We start from the raw sequence: 20,909 nt of genomic DNA on the forward strand, positions 1-20,909 counted from the left end.
GGTCGCTAAATGTTCTCGCCCATGACCAAAATTGTGCTTAATATGATAGCCGTGGGTGGTCAGGACATTATGTCCTCATTTTCATGTTTCCAGCGGGCGCGTCCAGCGTGAGTGACAGCTTGGACCAGAGGCGCGTCCAGGCGTAAACTGGTCACAAAGCTGTTTTGATAAAGGCGTTCGCCAGTCAATTCATGGGTAATCGTCAACTCGCACCAGTTCACGCGAAGACCATCATCACCCGCACGCAGCGGTAAATCATTGAGATACCGATACCGCCAGATTTCCCCGTGACGACCGTTCCAGACGCGACGACTAATTTCAGGCAGCTTGCCCCCTCGCTCAATAGCCGCGACCCACTCATAGAGCGTCTCGTGCGAACTGGGCTTACACGAGAATGAAGTCTAGCCCGTAAATCAGCACCAACTCACAGAACGGTTGATGACTGAACAAGTCATCTCCCAGGATGACCGCCTTCTGTTGTTGCAGCCAGGTGGCCTGCTGCGGCAACCAACGTTTGGCAGCCGCCAGTTCGCTGTCCTGTTTATCACTGCCATCCTGTGGCAGCAGGAATTCCGGCGCCAGAGGCAGCACCGCCGATTGCTCAGGATGAACAACCAAAGCTGTCAATGCCCGATGATGGTAGTGGGTGACACCTTCGCGCACTTGCTGACTGCATTGGGGGCAATGCACCTTTGTCGAACTAAAGAATTGAATGCCATCGATACCAACTAGCAACCGCCCCCCTAATGCCCGAAATCCGGCCAACTTCTCCTCAGCCACCAACTGCTGCCAAAGCCATTGATAGGCTCCCGCAAAATGGCTGGCTGGCACGCCATCCAAAAGGGTACGGATATGATTGTCAGTGGGAATGCGCGACATCTGGAACACGCTTTCCAGATTACTCCGCCCGCGCTTTTGCGCCATAAGGCGTTGATGCGCCAGAAAGAAGCGCTTTGCATGAAAAGATAGAGAAGGCGCCGCGTACCGCGTCTTGCAAAGCATATATCTGGTTATGCCGCCCAGCCCGCTTGTCAGGCATCTTCTCTGTCAACTCGCCCAGATGCTGGATAAACCGACTCACTTGCGCTCTTTTTCCCATCACATCACCCCTTTTTGGCTTTTGGTGATGGTATAGCGCGATCTACTTCTGTTCGCAAGTTTTACATTTAGAATTGCTGTTCGGGTTGGAGCATAGTTGACAATCAAGGAAATGGTCAGGTTTGGCAGTTCAACAATCCTGGCAATGTCGGTAACAATACGGGTGGGGCTGGCTTGTTTGCTGTCCTTAACAGCGATAGTTATGGCTCCTCTGGCGTACAAAACACCGAGTTACGCACTCCTGTAATCGACTTTTCATCAACGCCTGTAGTTACACTTGAGTTCAAGTACGAATACCGGGATTACTCATTTACATCCGAGGTAGCCAATGTAGATGTAAGCATCAATGGCGGGGCGGGGCCTTGGACGAACGTTTGGACACGCTCCGGAGCAAGTGATTTGGGGCCTAAAACGGCCGTTATCGACATCTCCGCTTTGGCCGGCAATCAACCTAATGTGATGGTCCGTTTCCACTATTACAATGGCAGTTGGTCATGGTGGTGGCAGGTAGATGATGTTTTAATTGGAGGAGCATCGTCTTGTACTGCTCCTTCCGGTGGTTTGGTGGTAGGCAACGTTTACAACGCGAACATGACCGCAGGCGTCAACGGCGCTACCGTGTCCAACGAAGACAGCTACACCACTAACAGCGCCGCCACGCCGTTAGACCCCAACGTAGACGATGGCTTTTATACTCTCTATTCCCCGGCCGGTAGCAGGACGTTTACGGCCGTCGCCACCGGCTACACATCAGACGTAGACACCGTGAACGTGGTAGCCAACAACACCGTGTACCACGACTTCTCCCTGGGCAGCGCTTTACTCAGTTATGCCCCGGAAAGTCTGGCTGTTACAATTCCGACGGGGAGCAGTCTGATACGGCCGTTTACCATCACCAACAGCGGTACTGACACAGCCAACTACCAGATTGGTGAAATAGGTGGCAGCGTCTCTGATGTGGCACAGGATGGCAGCTTTGAAGGCGGAACGCCAAATACCAGTTGGAGCGAGGCTTCTACTAATTTTGGCACGCCAATTTGTGATAGTGGATGTGGCGCCGATGTGTCCAGAACCGGCAGTTATTGGGTCTGGTTCGGCGGAGCAAATTCCACAGAAATCGGTTCGGTTGATCAGACTGTCACAATCCCATCCGGCGTAACGACATTGTCCTTCTGGCTGTTAATCGGAAGCACCGGCGCCCCGGCGTTCATGAATGTTTCCATGGATGGCGACGTGCTGTTTTCTGTCACGGAGGCAGATGCAGCCAGTTATGGGGACTATAAAGAGGCCACCGTTGATGTTTCTGCCTACGCAGATGGCGGCGCCCACAATTTGCGCTTTAGCTCAACCGAATACGGTACTTCTTTGGCCGTAACCAATTTCCACGTTGACGATGTCAGCCTGCTTGTAGACGCTGGCCTTCCCTGGTTAAGCGAACTACCAGCCTCTGGCACAGTCGCTGCCGCGACCGACCAGCAAATTAATGTAACCTTCGACGCCACGGCGATGACGCCTGGGCAATATACCGGTGAACCATTTATCGCCCACGACACGCCCAGCACAGTGCCCAACATGCCCATCACCACGACCGTGGTCACTGATTATGCCTGGAATGGCAGCCAGAGCAGCGCCTGGAACAATGCCCTGAACTGGACGCCCAACGGCGTCCCGAACGGCTTTGCGCGCGTCCTGGTGGACCCGGCTTATCTCACTGGAGTAGACTGGCCGGTACTGGAAATGGACCCGGCTGTGTTTGACCTGACGGTAGCCGCCGGTGCGGAACTGACGATTCCCGACGGCCGTTCCCTCGCCATCAACGGCGCCTCACCAACAACGGCACGCTGCGCCAGACCATCGACATCACCGATCCCACTTACACCCGCTTCCTGCATATCACCGGCAGCGGTGGGGCAAAATACTACGGCGTAGACATCATCCCGGCCGGGGCGATGGGGCCGACGACGGTGAAATTCGCGGCAACCAGACTGCCGGCTGCAACCAGGGCGACCAGTTGGCCCACCGCTGCTTCGACATCGAGCCGACCACGCCGCAAACGGCCGCCGTCCGCTTCTGGTATTTGGGTGACGAACGCAACAACCAGGACACCGGCGCTATGCGCGTCTATCATTGGAATGGGGCCAGTTGGGACCGCCTGGACGCTGATGGCGAACAACGCGGCAACGGTGGCGACCATTACTACGTGGAGGTTGATGGCGTCAGCGCCTACTCGCCCTTTGGCCTGACCGACAGCAATCCGGATGAAACCCACGGCCGTTTCCCTGCAAACCATTCGCGCTGTGGGAGTGAACACGGCCGTCTTCTCCCTTGCCCTGCTGCTTGGCCTACTGCTGATTAGCGGTTGGGTACTGCGCCGGCGGTAACAACTTGATTCGCCAGGGCAAGACCAGTTTTGCCCTGGCCTACACACGGCATGTTAAGGGGCCTCCGGCGTCACGGGAGGCCCCTTAACCGGTAAAAAGCCTTCAGTCGCAAACGGACAGGCTATGCTTTTCTTCAAGGGAGGGTTGGGTAAAAGCAAATAATTCCTTGTACCGTGTATGAGCATTATGTTATGCTATGGCGCAATCGGGATAGTCACAGATGGAGGAGGCCGCTTGAACTGGCAAGAAGCAACTTACCTGTTTCCTTATATCATGGCACTGCTTATCTCGCTGTCCGTGGCCCACTATACCTGGCGGCGGCGATCCGTGCCGACTATCAATACATTTGCCTTCTATGCCTATGCCCAGACCGCTATGGTTCTGGGCTTTATTTTGGAACTGCTCAGCCCCGAATTAAACGGCAAGATTTTTTGGGATAACTTTCAGTGGATAGGTATCTTTGTCGCTCTCGTCGCGCTGTTTATCTTCACCTTTTAAGACACCTGGCCACATGAAACGATACTGCTGGCGAATAGGGCTGTTTCAAAGTATCAAAGCCCCATGGTATCCAGGGCTTTGTATGGGTCAGCAGAAAAAGCATCAATCGATTCAGTAACCGAATCGAAGCCGGACAACCGGACGAGACTAATGGCTATGTTGCGAAAGGCCGCCCGCACTTGTGGTGCACCCGGTTGACGAGTAGTGGAAGCATCCTCGCCCATAACAACATCCCTGACCCAGTGGAGACCATTCTCAATCGCCGCCCAATGGTCGCGGGTTATCTCGATAATTTCATCCGGTGATGCCTCAGCCGCTGACAACGACGTGACCCCATAGACAATAGTTTCCGTGGTTTTGTTGGGTTTTACTTCCTGTCGGGTGCGTTTCAGACAAAAGACTTGGGCGACATCCGGCCAGTCAAGGTAGCCATTCAGGTTCGTCGAAACCCAGATTTCCCGTATTTCAATCCGACCATGTCCTTTTTTGACCTGCCGGGCATGGTCAAAAGGGGCTACGCCAGGGCGGCGGGGTGGCGTAAACAGTTGGACCAGTGCCTGAAGCATTTTGGGCTGATTGCCTTTGACATACATCACATAATGCCCCCCTGCTCGCCGAATCTGGGTAGCAATCTGTTGTTGCGTTAACAGGGCATCGACGGTGATAACCAGCCCTTTGAGCAACAAATGTTCCAGCAAGGTAGGGACACAGGTGATTTCGTTTGTTTTGTCAGCCACAGCCACCTGGTTGAGGACAAAACGCAGTTGGTGACAAACAGCCGCCACTAAAAAGGCATTGGGACTACCCAAGGAAGCGGCCCGACGAATGCTTTTGCCGTCCACGGCTACCCCACGAACCAGGTCGGCCAGGACAAGTTGTTGATGCACCTGGGTGGCCACTCTCTGATTCTCGTTTCGAGTACCGTCGCTTCTATGTGCCAGAAAACACGACATAACATAGCTGGTGAAGGGTGGCGCTCCAGTTCGATACCTAACCGCTTTTTCACGCCTGCCGGAAGGTGTTTTCCCCAGCGAGACGCAGCCCGGGCGCTGTTCTTCCCGCACAAGATAGCCAAAACGATGAACTCGATCAAATTCTTCAAGCCGTACCTTTTCCCTTTTGCCTTGCGCCAATCAGGAATTGAGTCAAAAATAGTGTACACAGGTGGAATTTCGATTCGCATGTTTCCTCGCTTTTGTAGAATTTAGGAAACTTTGCATCAATTCCACCTTGTACGCCACTTTTTACTTTGAAACAGCCCTAGCAGGCTGTCGGAAAAATATCTTCTGAAGGCCCGATGATAGACAAATAACGATTTCAAAGCATCAAGACAAGCAGTTTGCAACTCATATTGGCCTCATTACCATGAATTTTGCACGGTTTTACAGCCCGTTTTCGGGCATCAGGCAGGGGGCAATAACGCCCCATCAACCAACCTGCAAGGTATGCAATCGTTTCAAGTTGTAAGCCAGACAAACCAATGTCCATTCGCCACCGGCAGCAACCAGGCCTCGCAGAGAAACTGACGGAAACCCAAGGTTTCCCTGATGATACCGATAACCGGTTCAACCGTCGATTTGCGCAAACGGTAGGTGGCTTTGCCGAGGGTGGTCTGCAGTTTGTAAGCCATTTGCTCTTTGACGGAAGCATCATTGGGTGGCGGGTTGGGATTGTCCAGGAAAAAGGCACGCCAACCCTGATGGTGTGGGCTGCGACCGGTGGCGATGTAGGGGTCAATGCCGCGCGCTTCCAAGCTGGCGATGTTGTTTTCGCTGAAATAGCCGGTGTCCAAATTGACCTTTTCGGCTGACCCACGACTGGTGGTACGGTGTCGAGAGTTGGCAGGGCGGCCTGTTTATCGTTGGTATGGTCACACAACCAATTGCCCACTACCAGACGACTGTCATGGTCAACCACTACCTGGACGTTATAATGTTGGTCAAAGCCGCTGTTGGTGGCGTTTTTCATGATGCGCGATTCGGGGTCGGTGAAGTTGTACTGGTCTTTATCTCTGGGTCCTGGAGTGGGTGGCTGCGGTGGTTTGCCCGGCGGCTTTTTTCCCTGTGGGTCGGTCTTTTCGGCCGGGCTTGCATCTTGGCCTCGTATTCGGCTTGCTCGGCTTCATACCGGGCCTGGGCGCGTTCCTCCAGCACCTTCTTGGCTTCGGCCAGCCGCGCCAATTGCTGCTGGCGTCGGGCAATCTCATCGGGAATGTTCATCTCTTCGGGCAGTTGTCCTCCATCGGCAACTTCAGCCAAAGTGAACAACTCCTCGACTTCGGCTTGCAGATAGGCTTCGATAGCCAACAGCCGCTGGTAACTGACCGCTTTGCTCTTGGACGCATCGGCATGGATTTTGCTGCCATCCAGACTGACGTTACCCAATTGCAAATAGCCCATCGCCTGGGCAATCAACAGTATCTGGACAAACAACTCTTTCAGTTCAGCCAGAAATTGTTGGCGGAAAGCCGCAATCGTGTCATGGTCGGGGTGCATGTCACCGGTAATGAAACGAAAGGGAATCACCTCATGGGTGGCGCGTTCAATCTTGCGCGAACTGAATACGCCGCTGGCATAGCTGTAGAACAGCAATCCCAACATCACTTCCGGGGCGTATGGTGGCGCACCCTGCTCGCTATACTTTCTATACATGATCCCCAAATCAAGTTGAGCGACGACAGCGACAATGAAGCGAGCCAAATGGTCGGGTGGCAGGACATCGCGCAAGGTGATTTGCAGGTCCAGGGTCTTTTTCGTAATCAGCAGTTCTGAATTTTCTTGCCATACCCAAAGTTTACACCGAAATCATTTTTGTTCGGAGAAACGTATCTTCTCCGACAAGCTGCTAGGCGAATTGTTTGAGAGCCGTTGCGAGGCCAAAAGCATATAATAGGGGTAAAACAAACATTGCTGTCACCAGCCGCCATATTTTCAGTTATCGGGCATAGGCATTGAGATCAATTTGGCTAACTCGACGGGCCATTTCCGCCTCGGTAGGTTGGACATAAATCTGTGTTGTCTGAATGGAGGTGTGTCCGAGCAATCTGGCGTATTGGGAGTAAAAGGACGAAAACCTACGATTATCCATTTTTGCAACATAATTACCGTGATAATGTTCATTATGTTGCGAATGATGTGCTCAACGAAGCTAATGGAAACGGAACTTGCCAGAGGCCGCAAGGATTAGCCCAGGATGGCTAACGCCAAAAATATTCGCAACATAATTTTGGCATGGACAGAAAACTCCAGAACGTTGCGACAATTACTGCTGAAATCCAGGACAAGTAGTTCTGAAACGCGGGACAAATAGTGTTGAGAACAGGGACAAATAATTCTGAAATTGACAATAGGCCACCTTTTTTTGCTGGAAATCGCTACATGTAAGGGATATTTTCACGCACCGTTTTGGAGCAGCGGTGGGGGCAGCGACGCCCCTGCCGACTGTAATAATACCCAAATTCATTGGAGCCTCTATTTCCTGACCGAAAAGTAACCGTTCAGACCTAACAGGTTGACCAGTTCAACTGGAGGCGCAACAGGTGAAAAAACCTGTCAAGTCTCCAGGGGCTGAACGCCTACACTGAAAATTCTATATGTTCACAAGCCTTGTCACGCAGTCTGACGCAACAAGGCTATGATTAGCGCTTCACTATTGGCAGAAAAACCTTGTACGGCAGTTCGCTACCGTTCAGACTGAAAACCGCACTGACGCTCTTGCTACTATCCATTGTTAGAATACACGTCTCTGAACCGCTGCAAGCGCTCGACCAGCCGATGAAACTCGAACCGACAACAGGTGTCGCCGTCAAGGTGACCACGGTTCCCGGCAAATAGGCTTCAGTGCAGTCAACGCCACAGTTAATGCCCGGCGGGTCGCTGGTGACGGCACCCGAACCACTGCCAGTCAGGCTGGCTGTCAAGAGGTGCGTGCCGGGATTGGCCGTGAAGGTGGCTGCCACTGTTTGAGCCACGTTCATCGTGACGACGCACGTACCGGCACCGGTACACGCCCCCGACCAGCCACTGAAAGTCGAACCAGGGGACGGGGTGGCTGTCAATGTAACCACCGTGTCCTGGGCGTATGCCTCACTCCAGTCAACGCCACAGTTGATTCCCGGCGGGTCGCTGGTGACGGTACCCAATCCGCTGCCGGCCAAACTGACAGTTAGAAGATGCGTGCCGGGATTTGCCATGAAGGTGGCTGCCACCGTTCTGGCCGCGTTCATCGTGACGACGCATGTGCTCGTGCCGGTACACGCCCCTGACCAGCCGCTGAAAGTCGAACCGGACGCCGGCACAGCCGTCAGGGTAACCACAGTTCCTTGTGGATAGGCTTCAGTACAGTCAACGCCACAGTCGATGCCCGGTGGGTCGCTGGTGATGGTACCCAATCCGCTGCCGGCCAGACTGACAGTTAGAAGATGCGTACCGGGATTTGCCATGAAGGTGGCTGCCACCGTTTTGGCCGCGTTCATCGTGACGACGCATGTGCTCGTGCCGGTACACGCCCCCGACCAGCCGCTGAAAGTCGAACCGGACGCCGGCACAGCCGTCAGGGTAACCACAGTTCCTTGTGGATAGGCTTCAGTACAGTCAACGCCACAGTCGATGCCCGGTGGGTCACTGGTAACCGTGCCGGAGCCGGTACCACTAAGGCTGACGCTCAACAGATGCGTGTTGGCGGTGAAGGTGGCGGTGACTGTTTGCACCTGATCCATCGTGACAATGCAGACCACCAGGCCAGTACAGGCGCCAGACCAACCTGTGAAGATAGAGCCAACGGCCGGCGTTGCGGTCAACGTCACCAGCGTGCCCGGGTTAAACAGGTGAGTGCAGTCATCTCCACAGTTGATACCAGTCGGATCGCTGGTGACGGTGCCAGATCCGGCGCCAGCACGATGAACGATCAGCCGGGGCAGCAGCTCAACAATGGTAGCGATATTACTCAGATGACGACCAACCACCAGGCGCTGATTGTTGGGGGCAACCTGGAAGGGGAAGTTACTGCTCTGGTTGGCGACCAGTCCCAAGACGCTGTTGCTGTTGCTGATCAAACCGGCAGTCCCTGTGGTCCCATTTCCCCAGGTGACAGCGCCAGCATCACTATTAGCGCCATTGTCCCACAACGGACTGTAGACGATGTAGTCGCTGCTACTCAGCACGTTCAGCGGCTCGACGCCGATCCGGTCCAAGTCGCTGCCGCCCACCAGGCTATTGGCGGAGGAGACAACCCCGGTGACGCCGGCGACGCCGCTGCCCCAGGTCAGGGCGCCGGCTTCGATTTTCCCGGCGGCAAGGTTGTTCCAGTAGCCGCTGCGCACCACATAATTGCCATTAAGCAGGGCTTCCACGCCATGTGAGCCGACGAAATCGCCACTAAAGCTGCCGACCAGGCTGTTGGCGGAGGTGACGACGCTGCCGCTGAAGCCGCCGGCGCCGTTGATAAACGTGACCGCCCCGGCATCCTGGACTGCGCCGTTGTCCCAGTAAGCGCTGGCGATCACAAACTTACCATTGGGCAATTCCACGATTCCATCATAAGGAACGTCCAAATGAGCTGCGCCGATCATGTCGTTGGCAGAGCTGCCGATCAGGCTGTTGGCGGCGTTAACCACACCGCTGGCTGGCTGGCTGCCGTTCATCCAGGTGATCGCCCCGACATCCGGTGTGCTGCTGTTATCCCAATAGCCGCTGGCGACCAGGTAGTTGCCGTCGCTCAAAGGGATGATGCCGTCCAGGGGATTTGGGTTACCCTGCCGGAGTAAGCCAATCATATCTCCCGTAGAATTACCGATCAGGCTGTTTGCCGCGGAAACAACCCCGGTAACTCCTGTGCTGCCATTTCCCCAGGTGACCGCTCCGACAAATTGGTTGAAGACAATTTGCCAGAATGGACTGGAAACGACATAGTTGCCGTTGCTCAAAATCGCAACGCCGCCGGGGGAGGGGAGATGCGAACCCACTCGATCCCCTACAGTACCGCCGACCAAGCTGTTGGCAGATGATACTTCGCCGGTGATGCCGGTATCACCATCTGCCCAGGTAACGGCCCCACTATTCTGGTTCCATTTGGCGCTGCGCACGAGGTAGTTGCCATTGGGCAGGGCGACAGCGCCAGGGCTACCGACTTCGTCGAATCCTGCGCTACCCACCAGGCTGTTGGCGGCTGAGACCACGCCGGTGGTGCCAGTTGCGCCGTTCCCCCAGCTGACCGCGCCGGTGTGCCCGTTCCAATACGAGCTGTTGACCACGTAATTGCCATTGCTCAGGGCAGTTACCCCTCCCGTTCCCACCCAGTCATTGTAGTTACCGCCGACCAGGCTGTTGATGGCTGAGACGACCCCGGTTGTGCCAGTTGCGCCGTTGCCCCAGGTGACCGCGCCGACATTCATGGTGGAGGGTAAATCCAAAAGCGCAGAGATGACCACGTAGTTGCCATTCGCCAGGGGCACGACGCCGGGATCCCAAGTCCCTGGCGAGCCGACGTTGTCATAATTGCGAATTCCTACCAGGCTGTTGGCGCTTGACACCACCCCGGAAGTGCCGGTGGCGCTGTCTCCCCAGGTGACCGCCCCGGCGTCAATGACAGGGCCGTTGTCCCACTCTGGATTCCAGGTCACGTAATTGCCATTGGCGAGCAGGATGACGTTTCGACCAATCCCATCATCAAATTTGCTGCCTACCAGGCTGTTGGCAGATGAAACAGCACCGGTGACGCCGGTGTCGCCGTTACCCCAGGTGAGCGAATTATCGCCGCTTACCAGGTAATTGCCGTTGGTCAGGACGTGGATTTGGCTGCTGGACTTAACCTCTATCAGGCTGTTTCCTGCCCCCACTTCTCCGGTGGCGCCGGTGACTCTGTCCACCCAGGTAACTGCGCCCTGCCAGCCGGGACATTCTGGTCCACCACCCCATAATGGGCTGTAGACCAGATAGCTGCCATTGGGCAACTCGGTAATCCCTCCCTGGCCTACAGTATCGCAGTCATACGAGCCAATCAGGCTGTTCACCGAGCTGACGACCCCGGATAGGCCGGTTGTTCCGTTCACCTGGGTGACGGCGCCGCGCGTACCATTCCAGGCCGGGCTGGATACCACAAAGTCGCCGCTGCTCAAAACTGTGATACCCCCAGTATCACTGCCAGAACCACCGACGAAATCATTGGTGTGGCTGCCGGTCAGCACGCTGATCAATCCCAGCGTCTCGCCATCGTAAAGATAGACTGCCCCGACATTGGTTACACTTGCCGTGCTGTAAGCCGGGTCGGCGACGACGATGTTGCCGTTGGGCAGGATGGCGACCTGTTTGCCGTACGCGCCGCTGTTCACTGGGGTGGGCAGGTCAATTTTGTAGAGCGCCTCCACCTGCCCGGCTGCCGGCAGGGGAGCATGAAGTGACGTCAGCAGGCTTAAGAAAACGATAAGCCAGACCCAGTGGGGTGGCTTAAGATGAGATGGCATCGCTTTCGGGGTGATCTGGTTGTTCATTATGCTGATTCCTCCTACTTTATCTCTTCAATGTAGTGGTTGTATTCAGCCGCAAGCAGCCCTTGCGGCTTATTCAGGCATGGTCTGTCACTTACTGGCTGCCGCGGCGAAAAATCATGGTCCCGCCCACAGGGTTTATCAGGTATCAGGACCCCATCGGCTTCTTTGAAGCACAAAAAGGGTGTTTCATCATATCCCCCAAAAAGGTATAATCCAGCATATTTCAGTCGAGTAGACTTAAAGTAGGTATGGCTTATTAATTTGGTCATTTTCGATCATTCATACTCGATAGCGATTTTTGAAATATACTTTTTTGGGGCGATATACAAAAATACCCAAATCCATATTGAGCCTTCTGAAAAATCCTTCTTATCCGGACACTATTGGGTAACAATCAGATATCGGGCCGGCTCATCCGTAAGTGCTGAAGCCCCCATCACCACCAACACGCCGCGTTCGCTGGCAGCCAGATCCAACCGGACCCACTTGCGTTCGTCTAGTTCCACCCGGCGCACCTCAATTCCAGATTCCGTTTCAACGACCAGTCGCACTACCCATTCCTGGGGAATACCACCCGTGGTGCGCACAAAACCCTGCGACTGCCACCCTACATCATCAGTTTCGCCCCCATCGTAGTAACCAATTTCCGGGATGTGAATTTCGTCCAATAACAAACCTTGGGCATTATCAGCAATTCTAAATGTAGAAAACGGGTATCGGGAAAATAGCGGCGCAATGCCGATGTATCAGCGAGGAGTCGCACTCTGCGCTAATCAGATTAAAGTGCAGTGTTATGTGGCACGGTTCCGAGTACAGTAACGACCTCAAAACCAGGTAATTACCCAGATGATAGCAACGCGGCATTTAGCCACCTCTCTGCCGAGGCGACTTGTGAGCATCCAATAACAATGGCCCAATCGTAAGAAACGAAACAGTTAGTCAGGGGCGGGTTCTAACTCTAGACCCTCGGCCATAAATTGAATCAGGGCTTCCCAATTTTCAAAGATTTGCCAACGCATCAGTGACCAGGCATCCTCAAAGAAGGTGCGACGCGCACCTAGAGCAGCACGAATCCGTTTGTAGGTCGTATCCACCAACTCCAGAAAGGTGCAGGAAAAAGGCGAGTAGATTAAGCGTGAACATGACGGTCGCTAAATGTTCTTGCCCATGACCAAAATTGTGCTTAATATGATAGCCGTGGGTGGTCAGGACATTATGTCCCTCATTTTCATGTTTCCAGCGGGCGCGTCCAGCGTGAGTGACAGCTTGGACCAGAGGCGCGTCCAGGCGTAAACTGGTCACAAAGCTGTTTTGATAAAGGCGTTCGCCAGTCAATTCATGGGTAATCGTCAACTCGCACCAGTTCACGCGAAGACCATCATCACCCGCACGCAGCGGTAAATCATTGAGATACCGATACCGCCAGATTTCCCCGTGACGACCGTTCCAGACGCGACGACCAATTTCAGGCAGCTTGCCCCTCGCTCAATAGCCGCGACCCACTCATAGAGCGTCTCGTGCGAACTGGGCTTACACGAGAATGAAGTCCAGCCCGTAAATCAGCACCAACTCACAGAACGGTTGATGACTGAACAAGTCATCTCCCAGGATGACCGCCTTCTGTTGTTGCAGCCAGGTGGCCTGCTGCGGCAACCAACGTTTGGCAGCCGCCAGTTCGCTGTCCTGTTTATCACTGCCATCCTGTGGCAGCAGGAATTCCGGCGCCAGGAGGCAGCACCGCCGATTGCTCAGGATGAACAACCAAAGCTGTCAATGCCCGATGATGGTAGTGGGTGACACCTTCGCGCACTTGCTGACTGCATTGGGGGCAATGCACCTTTGTCGAACTAAAGAATTGAATGCCATCGATACCAACGAGCAACCGCCCCCCTAATGCCCGAAATCCGGCCAACTTCTCCTCAGCCACCAACTGCTGCCAAAGCCATTGATAGGCTCCCGCAAAATGGCTGGCTGGCACGCCATCCAAAAGGGTACGGATATGATTGTCAGTGGGAATGCGCGACATCTGGAACACGCTTTCCAGATTACTCCGCCCGCGCTTTTGCGCCATAAGGCGTTGATGCGCCAGAAAAGAAGCGCTTTGCATGAAAAAGATAGAGAAGGCGCCGCGTACCGCGTCTTGCAAAGCATATATCTGGTTATGCCGCCCAGCCCGCTTGTCAGGCATCTTCTCTGTCAACTCGCCCAGATGCTGGATAAACCGACTCACTTGCGCTCTTTTTCCCATCACATCACCCCTTTTTGGCTTTTGGTGATGGTATAGCGCGATCTACTTCTGTTCGCAAGTTTTACATTTAGAATTGCTGGGGCATTATAGGATGGGTCGTTAACCACCCAGAAACGCAGTAAAATCTGCTGCCCGGTGTAAGGTGCCAGATCCATGCGCTCCTGTACCCAGCGTCCACGCCGGCCCTGCTCGGGGTTTATACCCGGATACCCGCTGACGCCGGTCAACCCCTCGCCCAAGTTGTTTCCATGGGGATCCTCACGGTTGGTGACCTGCCCCGATAGGGTTTGCCAGGTCTCGCCACCGTTCACCGAGACCGTTACGTAGGCATAGTCAAAATGCCGCTCGAGCTCGTACCAGACTGAAAAATGCAAGGCGGCTTGCGCCACACCTCGGAGGTCAAAAGCTCTGGTTAAGGTTGTTACTTGGGCGTCGCCCCGCCCGCTCCACCACATCCAATCTCCCCGTTTGGGACGGGCGCCAGTCAAGGATACAGCATCGTCGCCATCGAATTCCACCAAGCGTGGCCCATTCCCCACGTCCAGGTAATCCACGCCCATCTGGTTGACAGTGGCTAACACACTGCTGCCCATTATCCCCAGCGGCCTGGCCTGTGTAGGTAGTCCATCGTAAGCATAACGGCCATCACCGACATTGGCATCATTTACTAGGTTGGCCACCGCCCAATCGGCCACCAGTTCGCTGAAACTACTAATATCCGGACGGATTTCCCTCGCGAATTGAACAAAGACCTGCGGATTGCTGCCGGCGCCGGCACGCAGTAGTTCGGGAAGTATCTCCACACCTCCGTACTGCTGATAAAAATAGCGCAAAAAAAGCTGCGCCGCGCCATAATATTCACCCGTCTCGGAAGCATTCTGAGCCCAGTCCGTCAAACTGATGTCGGGATTGGCCAGGTATATCAGGGCCAGGTCGTCGTCTATGTAACCGTTTAGGTCCTGCGCCAACATGGACATTCCCTCGTTAAACCAGGCCGGGCTATTTGGTTGCAAACTGGCGTGAATCATGTGTTGCAATTCATGCGCCAGGATCATCAGGTAGCCATCATCGCCCGGCAAGTATGAGTCGGAGCCGATCACAAACATATTGCGCTGATTACTGAAACGGTTGACTTCTATTGGTTCAGTGTCAGCTTGGGAGAAATAACCGCCAGCGCTGGCTAATGGGGTGTGTAAGATTGTCAAACGCGAATCGCTTTCAAACCCAAGGGGAGCCTCTGGGCTAAATAAATCCATGGTGGGGTAGTAAATATACATCTCGAAGTTCAGGGCGGCCTGTTCCAGGGCCTGCTGATCGACCTCAATGTGATTATCTACGTAAATCAATGTCTGTTCACCAGCATAGCGCAGAGTAGCGGTAATCTGGTAGGTTCCTCCTGACACTTCATCAACTACCCAAAACACTTCTGATTGTCCAGGTTGGGTAACCAGGGCGACGCCAATCGGTGCGGAGGGTTGACCAACCATCTTGCCAAATTGCGTGCGCAGTTCCACTGACGAATAGGACAGAGTCTGCGTGTGTTCGAGGCTGTCTAGCTCAAAGACCGGGCCGCTATAAGCTGGCGGCACACCGCTAAGGAGTTCATCCACCTCTCCGCGCAGACCGAGAAACCAGGCCGCGGCTGCGACCAGAATCACGATAGTCAAGAAACATCGGGCGTGTCGAGTCATGTTTAGAATCCTTGAGGAAGATCTGACGTCCTTACCTGCACAAAAGCGCCTGCGCAGGTGTTCACCCGTGCAGGCGCTCAGAGTCTTAATCGGATAATCAATTACGTTTGGACCGGACTTGCCAGACGGGACTCAGCAGCAACCCTACCAGAGCGAGCGCCAAGAGGCTATCTACCAGGGTTAAGGGTGTTACTTGTTGTGCTGATAGGACAACCTGCGCGGCCGGTGGTAGCTTGCGACCTTCCAGAGCAGCCGGTGTCTTGCGACCTTCCAGAGCAGCCGGTGTCTTGCGACCTTCCAAAGCAGCCGGTGTCCTGCGACCTTCCAAAGCAGCCGGTGTCCTGCGACCACCCAGAGGGGCATACGCCTCAACTTTCGTACCTATCTGCTCGACAACTTCCATTACCTCAGTCTGAACCGGCTCAAATTTCACTTGTGGGTATAGGTTTGGTCCGGCTCCGATTGCCCCGGTTATCCCTGTTAGGTATAACTGACTAATCAGGAGCATAGCAGCAACAAGTAAAAAGGCCAGGGTCAGTACAACAGATTTTTGAACGTTCAGGTTTGTATTCATTTCAATCTCCTTTTGTGAATTTTTCCTGACTTCTTCGAACTGTCCGCATTATCGTCTTACCACACCCTTTACACATCAGTGAAACAACCTAAGTTGACTACCTATCTATACTGCACGACTGTCTTCACTTATAATAACCGAGGGTAACTCTCAGCCGCATCTAAAGTTTTGACGTGAAGTTGATCAAGTTAGTATTGTCTCACCCCGGCGACAACCAGGGTGCTCGGTGGGAGAAACACGAGTGTCAAGCATGCATCAGGCGGAGAAATCATCTCACATTGATAGGGACTGGTTCGCTGATCGGCAACCAACGAACTTACCGATTTGGGGGTTTTGCACAAAGCCTCAAAAAGGTTCAATTCAAGCTAACCACCAGAGGTGGAGATTTTAAAATCAAAATCTGAAAATTAGATGATTTGGCCGGATTGCAAGAGTCGCTAACAGAGGTAGGGTTTGTAAGAAATTCTGGATTGAACCATATTGAGGGGTTGGGCAAAAATCCCCCTGTTGTTATCTTGTGTCTCGTGACAGCTTCGCTAGTTTTGGGCGAAGTCATGGTACAATAGCACCCATTGGCGTGAGCGAACGTCAGGAGTAACGTTGTCTTGGCCGAACATAACCTGCCTGCACCAACATCACCTATAATTGGGCGCGAGCGCGAGCTGTCAGAGTTGGCTGCTTTGCTGCAGCATGAAGCGTTTCGCTTGGTGACACTGACTGGACCTGGAGGAGTAGGAAAGACACGGCTTGCTTTAGAAGTGGCCTACCACTTGCTGCCCAACTTCAGCCATGGAGTTTTTTTCATCGCGCTCGATCCGTTGCAGGATCCGGAGCTGTTGCCGGCCACAATTGCCGCTGCTCTGGGCGTGGCGGAATGTGGAGGTGAAACCGTGACCGAGACGTTACGCCTGGCGCTTGCCAAACGCCAGCTCCTGTTGGTGCTGGACAATTTCGAGCATCTCATCATGGCGGCACCGGTGGTTTCCGATTTGCTGGCGGCTGCTCCACAGCTGCGTGTACTGGCAACCAGCCGTGAATGGTTGCGACTGCGCGGTGAGCACAACTACCCGGTTAACCCGCTGGCGACGCCTGCTCCCGATCAGCTGAATCAGGCCTTGTCGGCGGCGGTAGTCGCCTCCTTCTCTGCGGTAGAACTGTTCCGGCAGCGGGCGACAGCCGCCATGCGGTCGTTTGAATTGACACCGGCCAATGCCGCTGCTGTGGCCGAGATTTGTGCTCGGCTGGACGGGTTACCGTTGGCCATCGAGCTGGCAGCGGCTCGCCTGCCCCTTTGGGGGAGCGCCGAGGCGCTCCAGAGTCGGTTGGGGAGCGCCTGGCAGCACCTCAAAGGCGGCGCTCGCGACCTGCCGGCGCACCAGCAGACGCTGCAGGCAACGATGGAGTGGAGCTACGAACTACTGGCCCCGGAGGAACAGAAGTTGTTCCGGCGGCTGGCGGCGTTTGTTGGTGGTTGCACACTGGAGGCTGCCGCGACGGTGTGCGATGCTGATGCGGATCTAGGCGTTGACCTGTGGGACGGTATGGCTGCGCTGGTGGATAAAAACCTGCTGCGCCAAGCCGGCGAACCAGACGGCGAACCGCGCTTTGTGATGCTTCAGACGATCCACGCGTTTGCCCTAGAACAGCTGCGCAGCAGCGGGGAGCAGGACCGTTTGCAGCAGGCACACGCCAACTGTTTCCTGGCGCTGGCCGAGGAAGCAGCGCCGGAATTGAAAAGCGCCAGCGTGAACCGCTGGCTTGAGATCCTGGAGCAAGAGCATGACAACTTCCGCGCCGCACTCGGATGGTGCCGCAGAGAAAAACGGTTGGCGCTCATGCTCCGGCTATCCGCTGCCCTGGCCTACTTCTGGTATCTGCGTGGCTATACACGGGAAGGCCTGCAGGTGCTCACAGGCGTCCTGTCGGAAATTCAGGGGGAGGTCGTCGATACACTGCTCCACATTAGCGCACTGCGGGGCGCCGGCATGCTGGCGGTGGCGCAAGGAGAGTATGCAGCCGCACAGAATTTTTTCGAAGATGGGCTGGCAATCGCTCAGAGAATGGAAGACTGGGATGGAATGGCCAGAGCGCTTGGTAACCTGGGTATCATCGCAGACCACCAGGGTGATTTCCCGGCAGCACAGTCTTATTACGAGAGAGCGCTGTCCCTTGCTCAGGAGTACGGTAACAAGAACACTGTTGCGGCCGCACTGCTTAATCTAGGTACAGTCGCCTATGCGTTAGGCGATCCTACGGCGGCGGTTTCCTATTTCGAGCGCTGTTCACCCTTGATGGAAGAGACGGCCGACCTGCACGGGGCGGCCCTGGCCCTGGGCAATCTCGGCAGCCTGGCTTTGTACCAAGGTGACAGAACCGCAGCTCAGTCTTACCTCGAACGTAGCCACACCATCGCTGAAACCTTGGGAGACAAGCGACAATCGGCCGTTGTTCTGGCCGATCTGGGCTTGGTGGCTGTGACGCAGGGCGAGCATGAGTTAGCCCGGTCCCGTGCCAGGCAGAGCTTGGTCCTGGCACAAGAGCTGGGGGACTGGCCAACGACAGTGGAGGTATTACGCACCCTGGCAATCCTTGAAGCTGCCACTGGCTCGGCCGAGCGGGCGGCGCGCTTACACGGAGTAGATGCAGGCCAGCGTGAAGTGATGGGGGTGATCCTAAACCCTCTTGACGAGGCGAAGTATGAGCGAGGTCTACAGCCGGCGCGCCAGAAGTTGGGCGCTAAAGGCTTCGCCACGGCACTGGCAGCGGGCAAGGCGATGGGCTTGGAAGAAGCGGTTACATTCGCGTTTCACTCCCTGACGCCGACCACCGCGCCGGAGAATGAGACTGACCGCCAAAAAGAGAGTATGGACAAAACAGGTGAACTCACGCGGCGCGAACTGGAGGTGCTGCGCTTGGTGTCGCAAGGGATGACCGATGCCCAAGTGGCCGAAACCCTGGTGATTAGCCCTCGTACGGTCAATGCTCATCTAACCTCCATCTATGGAAAGCTGGACGTCAACTCGCGCACGGCAGCCGCCCGCCGCGCGCTCGAACAGGGACTGGTCTGACGTCACTGAACCTGGGACAGTTACCAGGTTGCCAGGCGCATCTGTCCATTCCAAATTTCTCCGGTTCACCCATTACCTCGGGTGCCGGTAAGACCACATTTAATCGTGGTCGGTTAACACCATCGATTTATCAGGTCTGACAGCTCTTTAGAAGGCCGTCCGCGACGTTTCGGTGATGTCCAGCGCGGTAACGGCACTCGGTACATTAACAGTTCATCGACTGTCCAGATATGTTGGCCTAAATTCGGGATGGATGTTGTTGGCGAACTCGAAACTGGCCTGTGGGTAACAAACTCGCCATATGAGGCGACTAGATTAATGGCGACAGAAAATCAATGACTGTTTTCCGCATCACGTTTCTGTAGATAGGCGTAAGATACCCGGCCAGATGAAAGGATACTGCTGGCGAATTCAAAACAGGTCGAAAATCGGTGATGAAACAAACAAATTTTGATCGTTTTTTAACCTTGAAGCGGCTGATTTTTGTGATTTTCGGAGCGACGAAACAATTCGCCAGCAGTATCATGAAAGGTAACACATTTGGGACACTCTATTTCGCCAGAGCGCAAAAACGCTAGAAAACACCCAAAGTGCCAGCTTCCTCAAGAGAAGCAACTGCCGAAATGGATTTTCTACACCGTAAAAGTCAACCATGTGGGTTTAGGAAAATGGTTCTTCGAACCCTATTAGCTTCGCTTCTACGCTTTTCTGCCGCGTTTTTAGAGAAAATTGCGCCTAAATCCCACCTTTTCTGTTCTCTCGGCCGATTTCAGCGGCTCAATTTCCCTTTTGGGGTAATCAAGCGCATTCCAGTAACGTCTTGGCGGAGTCTGATGTCCCAAATGTGTTACCCTTCATCTGGCCAGGTGTCTTTTTAGATAATGCCAAATAGATTGGCATGGGAGTTTAGTTGGCCGTTACGTGGAAATTAATCATGTCGCCTCATATAGCGAGTTTGTTACCCACAGGCCAAAAGGTATATTTCAAAATTCCTTCTCGAGTAAAAAATGATCGAAAACAACCAAATTAATGGGCCACATCTACTTTAGCCTACTCGACTGAGATACGCTGGAATATACCTTTTGGGTGGGATATGCAAAAATACCCATATTGGCAACCAGCCATTCCTTTTATCTGCCGGGCGCTGACCGGCACGTCGTCGTGGAAGTGGTGTTGCGCTAAGGCGGCTTTCACGGAGACTGCTTGATTGGGGCTAATCACTTACTACGATAGTACCAATGACGACCTGAAGGTGGCGCACTGTTCCAGTACCCTCTGCTCGCCGTATATCTGGCGGCGGTAAAGGAGAAAGCGATGCAAATCTCACGCGTTACTTTACACACAGCATGTCTGTTGCTGCTTATGCGGGCGCTGGCTGGTACACAATCCGGCGGCAGGTATGACCTGATGTGGTCTACGGTGGATGGCGGCGGCGCGGTCAGCGCGGACGGAGATTACGCCCTGGACAGGACGGTCGGTCAGCCGGACGCCGGGACGCTTTCCGGCAGCGGATTCGAGTTGAGCGGGCTTTTGGACTATCAAGGTAGAAATTCCTACGGGGGCGCGGGTCATTGCCCTGGTTACACAGTCCCCGGCAACAATCGGCATTGCAGCGGCGATACTGCTCGCGGCGTTTATGGGTTTGCGCCGGACGTCACGCCGGCACAATGATCTGTTTAGCCTACAAAATCTTGTTGAAGGAAAGTTGCGATGTTACTGGGCTTCATTACAGTCGGCAGGGGCTGTGAAGCCCAGTAGGGGGAAACGGCCGTTTTCCCCCTCTATTCACGCCACCTGCCTACATGTGAGCCATATCTCCTATTTTTACATAACAGCACACAGACTACACTGTGGGAAAACCTTCA

At 54.5% G+C, this 20,909-nt stretch carries 14 protein-coding genes and 1 pseudogene; 4 read left to right on the forward strand and 11 right to left on the reverse strand.

The window, feature by feature from the left end; translation table 11 throughout:
- Positions 1-384: 384 nt before the first annotated feature.
- On the reverse strand, positions 385-924 hold the full coding sequence (locus IPM39_11675) for a hypothetical protein (protein ID MBK8986722.1): 540 nt from the start codon (positions 922-924) through the stop codon (positions 385-387).
- The gene (locus IPM39_11680; GenBank protein ID MBK8986723.1) at positions 899-1,081 is read right to left on the reverse strand and encodes a hypothetical protein; all 183 of its coding nucleotides are present in this window, start codon (positions 1,079-1,081) and stop codon (positions 899-901) included. Before IPM39_11680 ends, IPM39_11675 begins: the two co-directional genes overlap by 26 nt.
- 416 nt (positions 1,082-1,497) lie before the next feature.
- On the opposite strand from IPM39_11680, the gene IPM39_11685 reads away from it, so the two are divergent.
- Complete coding sequence (locus tag IPM39_11685) at positions 1,498-3,027, forward strand: hypothetical protein (protein MBK8986724.1); 1,530 nt, start codon at positions 1,498-1,500, stop codon at positions 3,025-3,027.
- Here IPM39_11685 and IPM39_11690 read toward each other — a convergent pair.
- Complete coding sequence (locus IPM39_11690; protein MBK8986725.1) at positions 3,017-3,367, reverse strand: hypothetical protein; 351 nt, start codon at positions 3,365-3,367, stop codon at positions 3,017-3,019. The genes IPM39_11685 and IPM39_11690 overlap by 11 nt on opposite strands.
- A gap of 346 nt (positions 3,368-3,713) precedes the next feature.
- Between IPM39_11690 and IPM39_11695 the strand changes: the two genes are divergently transcribed.
- Complete coding sequence (locus tag IPM39_11695; GenBank protein ID MBK8986726.1) at positions 3,714-3,977, forward strand: hypothetical protein; 264 nt, start codon at positions 3,714-3,716, stop codon at positions 3,975-3,977.
- A 53-nt stretch (positions 3,978-4,030) separates the two neighbouring features.
- On the opposite strand, the gene IPM39_11700 is transcribed toward IPM39_11695, so the two are convergent.
- From IPM39_11700 to IPM39_11735, 8 genes and pseudogenes are all read right to left on the reverse strand, one after another.
- Complete coding sequence (locus IPM39_11700; protein ID MBK8986727.1) at positions 4,031-4,819, reverse strand: ISAs1 family transposase; 789 nt, start codon at positions 4,817-4,819, stop codon at positions 4,031-4,033.
- Positions 4,820-4,821: 2 nt separating this feature from the next.
- Entirely contained in the window at positions 4,822-5,160 is a 339-nt protein-coding gene (locus IPM39_11705; GenBank protein MBK8986728.1) for a transposase family protein, read from the reverse strand.
- 244 nt (positions 5,161-5,404) lie between these two features.
- Positions 5,405-6,742, reverse strand: a pseudogene (locus IPM39_11710) (transposase).
- A gap of 872 nt (positions 6,743-7,614) precedes the next feature.
- Entirely contained in the window at positions 7,615-11,463 is a 3,849-nt protein-coding gene (locus tag IPM39_11715) for a hypothetical protein (protein MBK8986729.1), read from the reverse strand.
- 380 nt (positions 11,464-11,843) lie between these two features.
- Positions 11,844-12,131, reverse strand: a complete 288-nt coding sequence (locus IPM39_11720) for a hypothetical protein (GenBank protein ID MBK8986730.1) — start codon at positions 12,129-12,131, stop codon at positions 11,844-11,846.
- 1,022 nt (positions 12,132-13,153) lie between these two features.
- Positions 13,154-13,693, reverse strand: coding sequence for a hypothetical protein (locus tag IPM39_11725; GenBank protein ID MBK8986731.1), 540 nt, complete (start codon positions 13,691-13,693; stop codon positions 13,154-13,156).
- A gap of 17 nt (positions 13,694-13,710) precedes the next feature.
- The gene (locus IPM39_11730) at positions 13,711-15,402 is read right to left on the reverse strand and encodes an immune inhibitor A (protein MBK8986732.1); all 1,692 of its coding nucleotides are present in this window, start codon (positions 15,400-15,402) and stop codon (positions 13,711-13,713) included.
- A gap of 97 nt (positions 15,403-15,499) precedes the next feature.
- Positions 15,500-15,976, reverse strand: a complete 477-nt coding sequence (locus IPM39_11735; protein ID MBK8986733.1) for a hypothetical protein — start codon at positions 15,974-15,976, stop codon at positions 15,500-15,502.
- A gap of 605 nt (positions 15,977-16,581) precedes the next feature.
- Here IPM39_11735 and IPM39_11740 point away from each other — a divergent pair.
- Positions 16,582-19,044 carry a tetratricopeptide repeat protein gene (locus tag IPM39_11740; protein ID MBK8986734.1) on the forward strand — a complete coding sequence of 821 codons (2,463 nt, stop codon included), beginning with the start codon at positions 16,582-16,584 and terminating at the stop codon, positions 19,042-19,044.
- 1,314 nt (positions 19,045-20,358) lie between these two features.
- Positions 20,359-20,715 carry a hypothetical protein gene (locus IPM39_11745; protein MBK8986735.1) on the forward strand — a complete coding sequence of 119 codons (357 nt, stop codon included), beginning with the start codon at positions 20,359-20,361 and terminating at the stop codon, positions 20,713-20,715.
- The last annotated feature ends 194 nt before the right edge of the window (positions 20,716-20,909 follow it).

The organism is Candidatus Leptovillus gracilis, from assembly GCA_016716065.1.
GTDB classification, from domain to species: Bacteria; Chloroflexota; Anaerolineae; order Promineifilales; family Promineifilaceae; genus Leptovillus; species Leptovillus gracilis.